The 14,546-nt window shown below is 69.6% G+C and carries 10 protein-coding genes; 7 read left to right on the forward strand and 3 right to left on the reverse strand.

Translation table 11 applies throughout. The features are described from left to right. Positions 1-154: 154 nt before the first annotated feature. Complete coding sequence (locus tag ACGFSB_RS07130) at positions 155-1,687, reverse strand: flavin-containing monooxygenase (protein WP_393395291.1); 1,533 nt, start codon at positions 1,685-1,687, stop codon at positions 155-157. A 69-nt stretch (positions 1,688-1,756) separates the two neighbouring features. On the opposite strand from ACGFSB_RS07130, the gene ACGFSB_RS07135 reads away from it, so the two are divergent. From ACGFSB_RS07135 to ACGFSB_RS07145, 3 genes are all read left to right on the forward strand, one after another. Next, complete coding sequence (locus ACGFSB_RS07135) at positions 1,757-2,779, forward strand: AraC family transcriptional regulator (protein ID WP_393395294.1); 1,023 nt, start codon at positions 1,757-1,759, stop codon at positions 2,777-2,779. A gap of 122 nt (positions 2,780-2,901) precedes the next feature. Then, positions 2,902-4,128 carry a cytochrome P450 gene (locus ACGFSB_RS07140; RefSeq protein ID WP_393395297.1) on the forward strand — a complete coding sequence of 409 codons (1,227 nt, stop codon included), beginning with the start codon at positions 2,902-2,904 and terminating at the stop codon, positions 4,126-4,128. Between the two features lie 12 nt (positions 4,129-4,140). Then, on the forward strand, positions 4,141-4,338 hold the full coding sequence (locus tag ACGFSB_RS07145) for a ferredoxin (protein ID WP_393395300.1): 198 nt from the start codon (positions 4,141-4,143) through the stop codon (positions 4,336-4,338). Positions 4,339-4,368: 30 nt separating this feature from the next. Here the strand turns inward: ACGFSB_RS07145 and ACGFSB_RS07150 are convergent, their stop codons facing one another. Then, positions 4,369-6,927: a polysaccharide lyase family 8 super-sandwich domain-containing protein gene (locus ACGFSB_RS07150; protein WP_393395303.1), complete on the reverse strand. Its 2,559-nt coding sequence runs from the start codon at positions 6,925-6,927 to the stop codon at positions 4,369-4,371. A 138-nt stretch (positions 6,928-7,065) separates the two neighbouring features. On the opposite strand from ACGFSB_RS07150, the gene ACGFSB_RS07155 reads away from it, so the two are divergent. Genes ACGFSB_RS07155 through ACGFSB_RS07165 form a run of 3 tightly spaced genes read left to right on the forward strand, consistent with a single transcriptional unit; the run spans position 7,066 to position 10,518 of the window. Beyond that, entirely contained in the window at positions 7,066-7,665 is a 600-nt protein-coding gene (locus ACGFSB_RS07155) for a chemotaxis protein CheB (RefSeq protein ID WP_393395306.1), read from the forward strand. Then, complete coding sequence (locus ACGFSB_RS07160; RefSeq protein WP_393395309.1) at positions 7,665-9,602, forward strand: CheR family methyltransferase; 1,938 nt, start codon at positions 7,665-7,667, stop codon at positions 9,600-9,602. The genes ACGFSB_RS07155 and ACGFSB_RS07160 overlap by 1 nt, the downstream gene beginning before the upstream one ends. A gap of 25 nt (positions 9,603-9,627) precedes the next feature. Then, positions 9,628-10,518 (forward strand): GAF and ANTAR domain-containing protein, encoded by an 891-nt coding sequence (locus ACGFSB_RS07165; protein WP_393395312.1) that lies wholly within the window; start codon positions 9,628-9,630, stop codon positions 10,516-10,518. A 222-nt stretch (positions 10,519-10,740) separates the two neighbouring features. On the opposite strand, the gene ACGFSB_RS07170 is transcribed toward ACGFSB_RS07165, so the two are convergent. Continuing rightward, positions 10,741-11,454, reverse strand: coding sequence for a pyridoxamine 5'-phosphate oxidase family protein (locus ACGFSB_RS07170; protein WP_393395315.1), 714 nt, complete (start codon positions 11,452-11,454; stop codon positions 10,741-10,743). A 186-nt stretch (positions 11,455-11,640) separates the two neighbouring features. On the opposite strand from ACGFSB_RS07170, the gene ACGFSB_RS07175 reads away from it, so the two are divergent. Next, a complete protein-coding gene (locus ACGFSB_RS07175; RefSeq protein WP_393395317.1) occupies positions 11,641-14,541 on the forward strand; it encodes a glycoside hydrolase family 2 TIM barrel-domain containing protein in 2,901 nt (966 codons plus the stop codon). Positions 14,542-14,546: the final 5 nt, after the last annotated feature.

Genomic DNA, 14,546 nt, shown 5'->3' on the forward strand with positions numbered 1-14,546 from the left:
GAAGGTCAGCCGGTGGCCACGGAGGTGGAATGAACGGACTTCTCGATGCGGGCAGCGCCCATCTCAACGACAGTCATCGGTCACACCTCCTGGATCACACTCAAGGGACGTCAAGAGACGTCAAGGGACGAACAGAAACGACCCTAGCCCCGGGTCAGGCGGAGCGCCAGCTCTTTTTGGTGGGCGCGAGCGTCTTGCTCAGGTCGGTACGCATCGTCGACGCGGCGTCGAGCACGTAGTTCTGCCGGACCTTCCAGGGGCCGCGGTCGCCCTGCCGGGGGAACGCGTCGATGGAGCGCTGGACGTAGCCGGCGGCGAGGTCGAGGAGCGGGCGTTCGTTCAGCGTGCCCGTCGGTGTCGGTTCCACCGCCGCGTAGTCGTTCTCGCGCATGTGATTGAGCACCTTGCACACGAGGCGGGACGTGAGGTCGGCGCGCAGCGTCCAGGACGCGTTGGTGTAGCCGATGCAGACGGCGAAGTTCGGGACGCCCGTCATCATCGCGCCGCGCCAGACGAACTGCTTGTTCAGCTCGACCTGTCGGCCGTCGACGCGCGGGGTGATGCCGCCGAACGCGAGCAGTTGGAGTCCGGTGGCGGTCACGACCACATCGGCCTCCAGGACACGGCCGGACTTCAGCAGGATGCCCTCCGGTACGAAGCGGTCGATGTGGTCGGTGACGATCTCGGCGGCGCCCGTCTTGAGGACCTTGAACAGATCGGCGTCGGGCACCGCGCACAGCCGCTGGTCCCACGGGTCGTACGACGGCGTCAGATGGTCGGCGACCAGTTGGTCGTCCTTGACGATGCGCTTGTTGAGGCCGGTGAGCAGGCGTCGCGCCGCCTTCGGGCTGCGCCGGCAGAACTGGTAGACGCCGATGGCGAAGAGGATGTTCTTCGTGCGTACGAGCCGGTGGGCCACGCCCGCGGGCAGTACAGCGCGGAAGCCGTCGGCCAGCCTGTCCCGCGACGGCAGCGAGCCGATCCAGGTCGGGCTGCGCTGGAGCATGGTGACGTGCGCGGCACTCGTGGCCATCGCGGGCACCAGCGTGACGGCGGTGGCGCCGCTGCCGATGACCACCACGCGCTTGCCCGCGTGGTCCAGGTCCTCGGGCCAGAACTGCGGATGCACGACCGTGCCGGTGAAGGACTCGACGCCTTCGAACTCCGGGGTATGTCCCTGGTCGTAGTTGTAGTAGCCCGCGCAGGAGTAGAGGAAGTCGCAGGTGACGGTGGTGCGGCTGCGGTGTCCGTCCTCCTCGGTGCGCTCCAGCGTCACCGTCCAGCGCGCGGCTTCGGTCGACCAGTCGGCGCCGAGGACCTTGGTGCCGTAGCGGATCCTGCGGTCGATGCCGAACTCCGCGGCCGTCTCCTTGATGTAGCGCAGGATGGACGCGCCGTCGGCGAGGACCTTCGAGTCGAGCCAGGGCTTGAAGGAGTAGCCGAGCGTGAACATGTCGGAGTCCGAGCGCACACCCGGGTATCGGAACAGGTCCCATGTCCCGCCCATGGACTGCCGTGCCTCGATGATCGCGTACGAGCGCTCAGGGCACTCCGTCTGAAGTCGGTACGCGGCGCCGACACCGGACAGACCGGCACCCACGATCACGACGTCGATGTGCTCGGTAGGGGTGGCGCTGGAGTCTGTCGTCCTTGAGCCTGTCGTCCTTGAGCCTGCGGAGTGCGTCATTCCTTCAGTGTCCGGAAGCACACCCGGCAGGAATTGACCTGGGACGACAGATCTTTGACCCTGGACGACATGTCAGTGATCAGGTCCGCGGGTCTTCGCGGCTTCCGCGCCACGGTGGCGGAGCTCGGTGGCGACGCCGAGGCCTATGCCCGCCTCGCGGGCTGCCCGACGGCCGCTCTCGACGCGGACGACCTCCTGGTACCCGAAGAAGCGATGGCCACGGTACTCGAGCTCGCCGCCGAGGATCTCGGCTGTGCCGATCTGGGGCTGCGGATCGCGGCCCGGCAGGACCTGGGGATGCTCGGTGCCCTCGCTCTCGCCATCCAGCACTCCGACACCCTCGGGGACGCCCTGGAGTGCACCACGCGCTATCTGTTCGTCCACGCGCGCTCACTGAGCCTGAGCCTGGAGCCGGATCCGTACGGCACCCCGGGCGTCGCCGCCCTGCGCTACGGCGTACGCGAAGGGGTCGAGGCGCCGCCCCAGGGCATCGACCTCTCCCTTGGGTTCATGCACCGGGCCATCCTCTACCTGGTCGGCCCGTACGGCCTCGGCTCGGTCGAGCTCCCGCATCCGCTGCTCGCCCCGCTTGCTACGTACGAGGATTTCTTCGGCGTACCCGTGAAGGCGGACCGTCCCGCGGCCCTGCTGCGTGTCCCGCTCAGCCTGGCCGATCGGCCGCTCGGCGGGGGCAACGCGCATCTGCGCCGCCTCGCGCTCGCGTACCTGGACGAGCAACTGCCCACGGAGCGGACGGACATCGTCAGCGGTGTCCGCGCCGTCGTCGGCAGGTCGCTCGGCACCTCACCACCCGCGATCGGGACGGTCGCCCATCTCCTGAACGTCCATCCGCGCACCCTTCAGCGACGGCTGCGCACCGCGGGCACGACGTTCGCCGAGCTCATCGACGAGGAGCGCCGCAGCGCGGCGCTCCGCTATCTCACCGAAACCGACCTTCCCCTGGGCCAGGTCGCCCTGCTCATCGGCCTGTCCGAGCAGTCGGCGCTCAACCGCTGCTGCCGGCGCTGGTGGGGAGCGACGCCGCGAGCGGTGCGGGAGCGCGGACGCGGGAGGGTTGAGCGGAGGGTGTGATTCCGGCCAGATTCGACCGCCGAACAGCCTCCCATCTGGCTTGTCTTGCCGTGGACCAAGTAGATGCCCCAGGCATCCAATGGGAGAGGTAAAAGGAGCCCCTCCGCTTGTGAGGTAAGTCCATGACGGAAATGACGGAATCTGTCGCATCCGAACCAGTCGCATCCGAACCAGTCGCCTTCCCGCAGGACCGCACCTGCCCCTATCACCCGCCGACGTCGTACGAACCACTCCGCGAGGCCCGGCCGCTCTCCCGGGTCCGGCTGTTCGACGGGCGTTCCGTCTGGGTGGTCACCGGACAGGGGACGGCCCGTGACCTGCTCGTCGACCCGCGCCTCTCCTCCGATCGCGAGAACGAGGCGTTCCCCGCACCCACCGAGCGCTTCGCGAAAGCACGCACGCGACGCGTCGCCCTGCTCGGCGTCGACGACCCCGAGCACAACGCCCAGCGCCGGATGCTCATCCCCAGCTTCTCGGTCAAGCGGATCGCCGCACTGCGCCCCCGGATCCAGGAGACGGTCGACCGGCTCCTGGACACCATGACCGCACAGGGGACGTCGGCCGAACTGGTCGGCGCGTTCGCGCTGCCGGTTCCGTCCATGGTGATCTGCGCCCTCCTCGGCGTGCCCTACGCCGACCACGAGTTCTTCGAGGAACAGTCACGCCGACTGCTGCGCGGCCCTCGCGCCGAGGACACCGAGCGGGCGCGAGGCGAACTGGACGCGTTTCTCCACGCGTTGATCGAGCGCAAGCGCCGGGAGCCGGGAGACGGACTCCTCGACGAGCTCATCCACCGGCAGCTCTCCGAGGGTGCGCTCGACCGCGAGGAACTGGTCAGCATGGCCACGATCCTGCTGGTCGCGGGGCACGAGACCACGGCGAACATGATCTCCCTTGGTACGTTCACGCTCCTTCAGCACCCGCGGCAACTCGCCGAACTGCGCGCCGAGCGGACACTGATGCCCGCCGTGGTCGAGGAGTTGCTGCGCTTCCTGTCCATCGCCGACGGAATACTGCGGGTGGCGAAGGCGGACATCGACGTCGCCGGAAGCACCATTCGCGCGGATGACGGCGTCATCTTCTCCACCTCCCTCATCAACCGCGACAGCACGGCCTACGAGGCACCGGAGGAACTGGACTTCCACCGCGCCGACCGCCACCACCTGGCCTTCGGGTTCGGCGTTCACCAGTGTCTCGGCCAGAACCTGGCCCGCGCCGAGATCGACATCGCCCTGCGGACGCTCTTCGATCGCCTTCCGGAGCTTCGCCTCGCGGTACCCGCGCGGGAGATCCCCTTCAAGCCGGGCGACACGATCCAGGGGATGCTCGAACTCCCCGTCAGCTGGTAGGAGTTGCAGGAGATGAGCGTGCGGGTCCATGTGGAGAAGGAGCGGTGCGTGGGTGCGGGGATGTGCGCGCTCACCGCTCCGGGAGTGTTCACCCAGGACGACGACGGCTTCAGCGAGGTGCTCCCCGGCCAGGAGGACGGCGGCGGTGACCCCCTGGTGCGCGAGGCGGTGCGGGCCTGTCCGGTACGGGCCGTCACCGTCGAGGACTGAGCCCAGGCCCAACAGGAGGACTGAGCCGCCTCAGCCGCGCAGCGTCACCGTGAAGCTCCGTCCGTACGCGTGGTGCGTGTCCACGTCGATCCGGGTCCCGCCGGGGACCCGGCTCACGCGCACCCCCTCGTCGGCCGTGACCTCCCGCAGGGAACGGCCGCGGAGCAGCACACTCACCCTGTCGCGGTCCATCGTCGGGTCCGACACCGCCACAGTGGTCGGACCGCGCCGCTCGCGCCGCACGATCACCGATGCGGGCCCGTCGATCCGCACCCCGGCGGCCTCATGGCGGCCCGCCGTGAAGCTGTTCGCGGCCGTCAGACCGAGGCCCGAGTGGCTGACGGCCTGTAGCCGGACCGTGTTCGCGAGGACCTTGAGCGGCTGCCCGGCCACGTACGAACGCAGGCCCGCATCGCCCGCGTTCGGCACCAACGCGTAGGCCAGAGCGCCCGGTTGATCCCCGGCAGCCCGGTCCACCGTCACGCCGAGGACCGTGCGCGTGACCGCGGTGTCCGGGTTCGCGGTACGGACGACCCGGCGGCTGCGGGTGACCTTGTCCAGGGTGACCCGCACCGTCGAGGGGTCCGCTTTCGGGGTGTCCAGGAAGAGGTAACCGACGGAAGTCCGCCGCGTGGCGTTGGCATAGCGCAGCCACCGGAGGTCGCCCGTGCCCGCGCCGGTCCACGGGCTGCCGTCGCGCGACTCCCCCGTGACGGACACCTGGTCGTCCGGCGCCGCGGTCCGCGCGTCGACCGTCGTCGTCACGGCCCGCCCCGCGCCGTCGCCCACCCCCGCGGCGAGTACCACGATCTCCTCGTCGAGCAGGAACCACGACTTCGTCGCCGTCGCGTTGCGGTAGACGACGAAGTCGGCCGGGAGCAACTCCCTGTCGGCGTAGGCGACATCGCTCGACTGCACCGCCCCGACCGCGCCGTACGCCCCGAGCACCGCGCCCCCGGAGTGCCGGTTGGTGCCGCGCGGGAAGTAGACGTACTTGTTCTGCGACTCGGAGGACGCGGTGAAGTTCAGGGGGTGGCCCGGGTTGTCGTAGAACGGCTTCCCGTAGAGGTCGGGGATCGTGCGGCGCTCCTCGACCGGCGCGGTGACACCCGCGAGGCCGTACGGCGAGACCGTGGTGAAGTAGTCGACTCCGTACGCCTGCGTCTGGTCCTGCCCGGAGAGGTAGAGGTAGTACGCGCCGTCGCCCTGGAACCACGGCATGAGGTTCTCGCCGCTCATGTACTCGTATTTGCTGATCCGGTCGGAGCTGCGCGCGAGCGCGAAGGCATAGCCCGGTCTGCGGTGGACGCTCTTGTCCATGGCGTTGAAGGCGACGCTGCGCGATGCGGGGTTGAGGTCCGCGGGCGGTACCGAGGCGTCGGCGACGATGTCGGCGTAGCGCGCGATGCTGATGGGCGAGACGAAGCCGGTCGGGTTGAGCGCGGTGCGCGAGGTCGACCGGATGTGCTTCACGTAGCTCTTGAGCGCGGTGGCGTCGGCGCCGCTCGCCAGTGAAGAGAGGTCGACGACGGCCTCTACGACGACCGCGACGTCGGTGTAGCCGCTGTCCGGCCGCGACACCGCACGGCCCTTGACGATCTCCATCATCCAGCCCTCGAAGATGAGCGGCGCGAAGCCGTCGCGCACCCACCTCTGGACGGTCGGCACCAGCTCGTCGCCGTGCGCGAAGCCTGTGCCGTCGAGGATCTTGAGGGTCTGCACGACGCGCGTGAGCAGGCCTTTTCCGTACGATCCCGTGTACGCGACGGAGGCGTGCTGGATGAAGGAGCCGTCGGCGTAATAGCCGTCCGTCACCCCGTGGTTGAGGTGGTAGGGGTCGATGGTGACGAAGACCGTCAGCTGGTCGGTGAGGGCCTTGCGGATGCGGGCCGCCCCGCTCTCGCCGATGAGCGCGCCCTGAAGGATCCGGTTGGTGGTGATGTCGGCGAGGTTCGCGCCGGTGTGGAAGCGCGAGTCCAGGTTCACGTCGCCGTCGGTGCCGTTGCGGAGGTAGGCGTCCATCGAGGCGACGTACGTGGCGATCAGGTCCGGACGGTAGGCGCGCACCTCGTCGACGAGCAGCACCAGGGTCTTGCTGACGGACTGGGAGATGCCGATCTCCCAGTTGAACCAGTTGCCGTAATAGCCCTTGGACTGGTCGCCGTAATAGCGCTCGTGCAGCCAGACCAGGCCGTCGATGACGCGGCGCTGCACGGCGGTGTTCCCGTAGAGGTCGGATGGGGTGCCGGGGGCGCGGGTGGCGAGGGCGATCTCGTACAGCCGTTTGAAGGCCGTGTTGAGGTTGGCGTCGTCGGTGCCCAGGGCCAGACCGGCGAAGAGTTCGCCATCGCCCGCGTCGTCCATCGACTTCAGGTTCGTGCGCGCCGTCTTGTCGACGGCGGCGAGCTTGGCGGCGGTCTCGGGGCGGGCGTTGGACTCGGTGGTCCCCGCGAAGATCCCCACGGTGTTGGCCAGGAGGCGGGCGCTGTCCGCCGCGGCTTCGGCGGCGCTCACCGGGAGCGTGGGGACCACCGCCAGGAGACCGGCGGCCGACAGGGCGGACAACAGGCGTCTGCGGGTGATCTCCATGGCGTCCTCCGCCGGTGCGTTGGCGAGCTGGCGTTCTGGCGGGCGGAGTCAAGCAGATGCCCCGGTCGGCGACAAGGGCCCGGCGACCGGGCCACCCGGTGCGGAGCCGATCGATCGCGCAACGGCTAGGCTCGGTGTGTGAGGTCGGAACAGCACACATCAGGGCAGTACGCCATCGTGGCTGTCGCGGCATCCGCGGGAGGCATCCAAGGTCTCAGCGCGCTCCTCAGCGGCCTCGGGCCGACACTGCGGGTGCCCGTGCTCGTGGTCCAGCACCTCGATCCACGGCACCGGACACTCCTGGCGGAGGTCCTCTCCCGTCGCACGGAGCTGCCCGTCAAGCTGGCGGAGGACCAGGAGCGCGTGGAGCCGGGGACGGTGTATCTGGCGCCGCCCGACCGGCACCTTCTCGTGGGGCCCGCAGGGCTCCTGAGCCTGTCGAACAGCGAGCTCGTGCACTTCGTACGCCCCTCCGCCGACCTGCTCTTCGAGTCGGTGGCCGGGGCGTACGGATCGCGGGCCATCGCCTGTGTCCTGACCGGCACCGGCGTGGACGGCGCGATGGGCGTGGAGGCGATCAAGCAACGGGGCGGCACCGTCATCTCCGAGGATCCGGAGACCGCGCAGTTCGCGGGCATGCCCAGGGCGGCCGTCGCCACAGGAGCCGTGGACTTCGTACTCCGACTGGACGAAATCGCCGCGGCGGTCCGCGGACTTGTCGAGGACAAGAGGCAGTGATGAGTGAGCCGTCCGGCGCCGGTACCGAGCAGGGCACCGGGCAGGGTGCCGAACCGCGAGCCTTGGAGCAGCCCGGGAGCGCGCCCGTCCCGGAGGTGGACCAGGGTCTTGAAGACCTGCTCGCCTTCATCCGTGACGCGCGCGGATTCGACTTCACCGGCTACAAGCGGTCCACCCTCGGCCGTCGCATCCGCAAGCGGATGGAGGATGCCGGCACCCACGACTACGCCGACTACCGCGATCTGCTCGAGACCGACACGGTCGAGTTCCAGACCCTGTTCAACACGATCCTGATCAACGTCACTTCGATGTTCCGTGACCCGGACGCCTGGGAGCTTCTCCAGCGTGAGGTGGTGCCCGAGCTGATCGCGGGCCTGGGTCCCGACGACGAGGTCCGGGTGTGGAGCGCGGGCTGCTCCAGCGGTGAGGAGGCGTACTCACTGGCCATCATCTTCGCGGAGGCCCTCGGCATCGAGGAGAGCCTGAACCGCGTCAAGATCTATGCGACGGACGTCGACGAGGAGGCGCTGCGCGACGCCCGCGCGGGCCAGTACCCGGCGCGGAACCTCGAATCGCTCTCGGTGGAGCTGCGCGACAAGTACTTCGAGCAGCACGACGCCCACTACGTCTTCCGCCCCGACCTGCGGCGCCGGGTGATCTTCGGCCGCCACGACATCACCCGCGACGCCCCGATCTCCCGTCTTGACCTCCTCGTCTGCCGCAACACCCTGATGTACTTCAACGTCGAGGCGCAGGCCCAGATCGTGGACCGTTTCCACTTCGCCCTGCGCGCCAGCCGCTATCTCTTCCTCGGCAAGGCCGAGATGCTCCTGAACGACGGCGAGCGGTTCGAGGCGGTCAGCATCCGCCAGCGCGTCTTCCGGCGCCGTCCCGGCGGCAGTGCCCCGCCCTACCCCGCCATCCCCGCGAAGATCAGGCCCGGCGTGGGCATCGAGATGCAGGCCGCCACGCGCACGCGCCAGCTGCGCGACCTGATCCTCGACGCGGCTCCGGGCGCCGCTGTCGCCCTGGACGGCGACGGCACCCTGGTAATGATCAACAACGAGGCCCGTTCGCAGTTCGGCCTCACGACCCATGACGTGGGCCGCCCTTTCCAGGACCTGGAGCTCTCCTACCGGCCCGCCGAGCTCCGCTCCCTGATCGACCAGGCCACCCACGAGCGCAGGACCCTGCGGGTGAACGGCGCCGATCGGCGCATCGGCAACGAGCTGCAGTACTTCGACATCGTCATCCAGCCGATCGCGAGCGGCCCCGGCCTCCCGGTCGCCACCAACATCACCTTCACGGACGTCACCCTGGCCATGCAGCTCAAGGCCGAGGTCAAGCGGGTACGCGAGGACTTGGAGACCGCGTACGAGGAACTCCAGTCCACCAATGAGGAGTTGGAGACCACCAACGAGGAACTCCAGTCGAGCATCGAGGAACTGGAGACCACCAACGAAGAGCTCCAGTCCACGAACGAAGAGCTGGAGACCACCAACGAAGAGCTCCGGTCCGGCAACGAAGAGCTCGAGACCATGAACGACGAGATGCGGCTGCGCTCCACGGACCTGAACGAGGCCAGGGCCTTCCTGGAGGGCGTGATGAGCAGTATCGCGGCCGGTGTAGTGGTGCTGTCCGCCGATCTGCAGGCCAGGAGCTGGAATCGCGGCGCGGCCGAGCTGTGGGGGCTGCGTGCCGACGAGGTACTGGGCGAGCAGTTCTTCGAGCTCGACTTCGGACTGCCCACCGACGACCTGCGCGCGGTCGTCGAGGACTGCATCGCGTCGGGCAAGCGGTCGGGCCCCGTGGTGATTCCGGCCGTGAACCGCATCGGTCGGAGCATCGACTGTTCGGTCATCTGCTCTCCGTTCGACGGGCACAACGGGGGCGTCGTCCTCTTGATGGAAGACCTCGCCGATACGGGCGGCAGTTGACCCCGTCAGTCGTATTCTGGTGAGCATGAGCGCCATGGAGGGCAGTTGGTGGCTGACAGGAGGTCAGGCCGACGCCGCCTGGCAGCGTGCCATCCGGGCGGGTGAGCGCGCGGCCCGGGAGACGGCGAACGCCGAGCGGCATGAGCGGCTCCACGGGGAGAACGGCCGCGATTTCCACGCGGCGATGGCACAGCGGCACCGCGCGGTCGCGGACCGGCATCTCACCACGGCCCGGCTCCAGGAGTCCTACGCCCGCCGGGTGACGGAGTGGGCGGCGGGCCACGGCGGCTCCCGGCAGGCGCAGGCCCAGGGAGAGCATCGCCCCTTGTTCATGGCCTCGGTCGCGGAGGCCTGTGGGGCGCGCAGTGCCGCGCTCACGCTCATCGGTGAGGATCTGAGCCAGCTGGCGGTCGCCGCGTCGGACCAGTCGTCGCGCGGCGCCCAGGATCTGGAGTACGTCCTGACCGCGGGCCCCGGGCGCGACGCGGCCCACGGCCGGCGTGCCGTCTACGCGTCGGGCGCCGCCCTGGAGAGACGCTGGCCCGGATACGGCTCCGGCCTCGCCGCCCTCGGTCTCAGAGCGGTCGCCGCGCTGCCGCTGAAGGTGCCAGCGGGCTGCATCGGGGCGCTCACCATCTTCGATCCCCCGCCGGCTCTCGCGCGGGCGGGGACGATTCGCGAGGTCGCCGATGCCTTGGCGGAGGGCGTACTGATCGGCCCGGACGGGGATCCCGACCTCTACGGCGGCACGGATCTCCGTGTCGTGGTCCACCAGGCCGCGGGCGCGCTGTCCGAGCAGGCGGGCAGCTCGGTCAGCGACGCCCTGGCGCTCATCCAGGCACGGGCGTTCGCCCTGGGCGAGTCCCTCGAGTCGGTGGCCCGGCGCGTGCTCTCGGGGGAACTGGAGCTCCGCTAGGGTCTCGCGTTTAGATCAGGCCGGATCAGGGAGCGGGGTCTGGTGCGTGCAGCTGCAAGGCGGAGGAGGGAGTCAACGCGGAGCGTTGGGGACCGACGACAACGCCGCAGATGTGCGTGCCAGACCCCGCTCCCTGATCCGGCCTGATCTAAACGCGAGACCCTGGCGCTCGCATCGCAGGCGCGCTCACGGTTGACGGCGTCGCCCCTGCTCTGACCGGACTCAGCCGTGCCGCGTCCCGCCGCGCTCGGCGATGTGGGGCGGGACCGCGATGTCCGGCGGGAGCAGCGGGTCGGCGACCGGGGCGCCCCAACTGGCCGTCAGGGGAAGGTTCCCGGCCCAGACTCCGAGCCCGGCGTCCGGCCCTTCGCCGTCGTCCGGAGGGCCCACGCTCGTCTTGACCGACGCCTCCTCCAGGGAGAGGGCGAGCAGCGTCGTCGCGGCGAGTTCCTTGCGGCTCGGGCGCCGGGCGTAGTCCCACTGGCCTGGCGTCGCGTGCTCGGTGAGCAGGCGCAGGCCCGCCAGTTTCTCGTCCGGGTCGGTGACCTTGCGCGGTACTCCGTAGATCATCGCGCTGCGGTAGTTGACGCCGTGCTCGAAGACCGAGCGGGCCAGGATCAGGCCGTCGACGTGGGTGACGGTGACGCAGACCGTGGCGCCGGGGTCGGCGGCCAGGCTGCGGCTCGCGACCGAGCCGTGCAGATACAGCTGGGTGTCGTCACGGCCGTAGACGGTCGGCACCACCATGGGGTGCCCGTCGACGACGACGCCCAGATGGCAGAGGAACCCCGCGTCAAGGATCGCCTCGAGGTCGGCACGGTCCAGGCTGCCCTGCTCGCGCAGGCGACTGTGCCGGGTGCGGCCGGTCTCCGGGAGCGTGCCGGGCAGGGGCGACGGCAGGGGCTTGGCGTTGTTCTGCTGCTGGCTAGTGGTCACACCTCCGCAAGCTACCGATATCGCGACCAAATTGCCATGCCTCAACGAATTACTGACGTCACCACGGCTACGTACGACGAAATCCGCAGCAGCTTCGCCATCCGTCCAACTCGCTCACCGAGAGTCCAACAACCCCCACCGCGAGAGTGTTGTGACGTCCCATGTCCCCGCTGTCTGATGGAACCCATGGAGCTCCCCTACCTCGAGGACGTATCCCCCGGCACCGGCAGCCTCCCGCCCCGCGCGTGGTACGCGCGATCGGATGCCATCTCCCTCTCCCTGAACGGAAGTTGGCGCTTCCGGCTCTCCCCTACCGCTGATGCCGCCGACGACTCCTTCGCCTTTGACGGGTACGACTCCGGGGCCTGGGACACCGTGGCGGTGCCCGGCCACTGGGTGCTGCAGGGCCACGGCGCGCCCATCTACACCAACGTGGTCTATCCGTTCCCCGTCGACCCGCCCCGCGTCCCCACCGAGAACCCGACCGGCGACCACCTGCACACCTTCGACCTGCCGGACGACTGGCCCGCGACCGGCGGCGGCGTGCTCCGCTTCGACGGCATCGAGTCCTGCGCCCGCGTCTGGCTGAACGGCACGGAACTCGGCGAGTTCAAGGGCTCACGGCTTCCGCACGAGTTCGCGGTGGGCCATCTCGTGAAGCCGTCGGGCAACGTCCTCGCGGTCCGTGTCCACCAGTGGTCGTCCGGTTCGTATCTGGAGGACCAGGACCAGTGGTGGCTGCCGGGCATCTTCCGTGACGTGACGCTCCTGCACCGCCCCGAGGGCTGCGTGCTCGACTTCTTCACGCACGCCTCGTACGACCACCGCGCGGGGGCGGGGACACTGCGGGTCGACTCGGACGTGGACGGGCGGGTCACCGTGCCCGAGCTCGGCCTCGATGTGGCGACGGGCGAGTCCGTGACCGTGCCGGTCGAGCCGTGGACGGCGGAGACGCCACGCCTGTACGACGGGGTCCTTGCCACGGCCGGTGAGCGCGTCCCGCTGCGGATCGGCTTCCGCACGGTCGCCGTCGAGGACGGGCTCATCAAGGTCAACGGCCGCCGCATCCTGTTCCGCGGCGTGAACCGGCACGAGTTCCACCCTCAGACGGGCCGCGCGCTCGATCTCGGCACCATGATCACCGACGTCCGGCTGATGAAGCAGCACAACATCAACGCGGTCCGCACCAGCCACTATCCGCCGCATCCCGCCTTCCTCGACCTCTGCGACGAGCTCGGCCTGTGGGTCATCGACGAGTGCGACCTGGAGACCCACGGCTTCACCGAGCAGGGGTGGCGCGACAACCCCGTCGACGACGACCGCTGGACCCCGGCCCTCCTTGACCGCGCGGCCCGCATGGTCGAGCGCGACAAGAACCACCCCTCGGTGATCATCTGGTCCCTCGGCAACGAGTGCGGGACGGGCCGCGGCCTGACCGCCATGGCCCACTGGATCCGCGCACGGGACGACGGCCGCCTCATCCACTACGAGGGCGACCGGACCTGCGCGGACACCGACATGTACTCGCGCATGTACGCCGACCATGCCGAGGTCGAGCGGATCGGCCTGCGGGCGGACAACGACGGAGACGACGACGGACCCGGGTCGCGCCGCCAACTCCCCTTCATTCTCTGCGAGTACGGGCACGCGATGGGCAACGGCCCCGGCGGCCTGAGTGAGTATCAGGAGCTGTTCCACGCGCACGAGCGCAACCAGGGCGGCTTCATCTGGGAGTGGATCGACCACGGCATCGAGCACCCGCGACTCGGCTACGCCTACGGCGGCGACTTCGGCGAGGAACTGCACGACGGGAACTTCGTCTGCGACGGCCTGGTCTTCCCCGACCGGCTGCCGTCGCCGGGGCTCCAGGACTACAAGCGGGTCATCCAGCCCGTGCGTTTCGCGTACGACGCGGACGCGGGCACGGTCAGGGTCACCAATCTGCACGACTTCGCGGACCTGTCGCAGCTGTCCTTCTCGTGGACGTACATCAGCGACGACGACACGGCGTCCGAGGCCGGAGGGCTGGCCGTGCCGCCGGAGCTCGGCCCCGGTGAATCCGTCGAACTGAAGCTGCCTCAGCCACCGTCGGCGAGCCGCGAGGCCGAGACCTTCCTGCATCTCACGGCGATGGTGGGCGTCGAGACGAACTGGACGAAGCTGGACCACGGCGTCGCGCGGGCCGAGTTCCCGATCACGCCACGTCCCGCTGTTCGTGCCGCCACCGGTGAACGGCCCTTGCGTGACGGGGACTTCATTACGCTCGGCCCCGGCACCTTCGACTCCCGCACCGGCCAGCTGCACACCCTGAGCGGCATCCCCCTGTCCAGCGCCCCGCGCCTGGACATCTGGCGGGCTCCCACCGACAACGACAACGGGGCGTCCTGGCAGGACGGGCAGCGCAACGGCGTCCGCTGGCGCGAGCTCGGCCTGCACCGGATGCGACATCGGCTGGAGGCTGTGGAGTTGACGGACGACTCACTCACCGTCCGCACCCGCGTGGCGCCCGCCTCGCGCGACATCGGGCTGCGCACCGTCTACCGCTGGACGTCCGACGGCACGCGGTTGCGCCTCGCGGTCTCCGTGGTGCCCGAGGGCGAGTGGACGGTGCCGCTGCCCCGGCTCGGCGTCCGGCTGGGGCTGCCCGCCGCGTACGGGTACGCGCACTGGTTCGGCGGCGGCCCCGACGAGGCGTATCCGGACACGTCCGAGGCGTCCGTCACCGGCAACTGGCTCATGCCCGTCGACCGGATGCACACCCCGTACGTCCGCCCGCAGGAGAACGGAGCCCGAGCGGACGTCCGTTGGGCCGAACTGCGGACGGACTTCAACGGCGATGGGCTGCGTGTGGTCGGCGATCCCGCCTTCTGGTTCACGGCGCGCCGCTGGACGACCGAGCAGCTGGACGCGGCCACCCACCGCACGGACCTCACGCCGGGCGACACGGTATGGGTCCATCTCGACCACGGGCAGCACGGCATCGGCTCGCAGTCCTGCGGGCCCGGGGTGCTGCCACAGCACGAACTCCGCGCCGCTCCGGCCGAGTTCTCGTTCACCTTCTCTCATCGGGAGGCCAACTCGCCCTGACCGGG

It is taken from the genome of Streptomyces sp. NPDC048441 (assembly GCF_043200235.1).
In the GTDB taxonomy this organism is placed as follows: domain Bacteria; phylum Actinomycetota; class Actinomycetes; order Streptomycetales; family Streptomycetaceae; genus Streptomyces.

What these genes read in the sequence shown, in the direction of transcription:
- ACGFSB_RS07130 (WP_393395291.1), bottom strand. Translation starts at nt 1,687, where the DNA reads ATGACGCACTCCGCAGGCTCAAGGACGACAGGCTCAAGGACGACAGAC.
- ACGFSB_RS07135 (WP_393395294.1), top strand. Translation starts at nt 1,757, where the DNA reads ATGTCAGTGATCAGGTCCGCGGGTCTTCGCGGCTTCCGCGCCACGGTG.
- ACGFSB_RS07140 (WP_393395297.1), top strand. Translation starts at nt 2,902, where the DNA reads ATGACGGAAATGACGGAATCTGTCGCATCCGAACCAGTCGCATCCGAA.
- ACGFSB_RS07145 (WP_393395300.1), top strand. Translation starts at nt 4,141, where the DNA reads ATGAGCGTGCGGGTCCATGTGGAGAAGGAGCGGTGCGTGGGTGCGGGG.
- ACGFSB_RS07150 (WP_393395303.1), bottom strand. Translation starts at nt 6,927, where the DNA reads ATGGAGATCACCCGCAGACGCCTGTTGTCCGCCCTGTCGGCCGCCGGT.
- ACGFSB_RS07160 (WP_393395309.1), top strand. Translation starts at nt 7,665, where the DNA reads ATGAGTGAGCCGTCCGGCGCCGGTACCGAGCAGGGCACCGGGCAGGGT.
- ACGFSB_RS07165 (WP_393395312.1), top strand. Translation starts at nt 9,628, where the DNA reads ATGAGCGCCATGGAGGGCAGTTGGTGGCTGACAGGAGGTCAGGCCGAC.
- ACGFSB_RS07175 (WP_393395317.1), top strand. Translation starts at nt 11,641, where the DNA reads ATGGAGCTCCCCTACCTCGAGGACGTATCCCCCGGCACCGGCAGCCTC.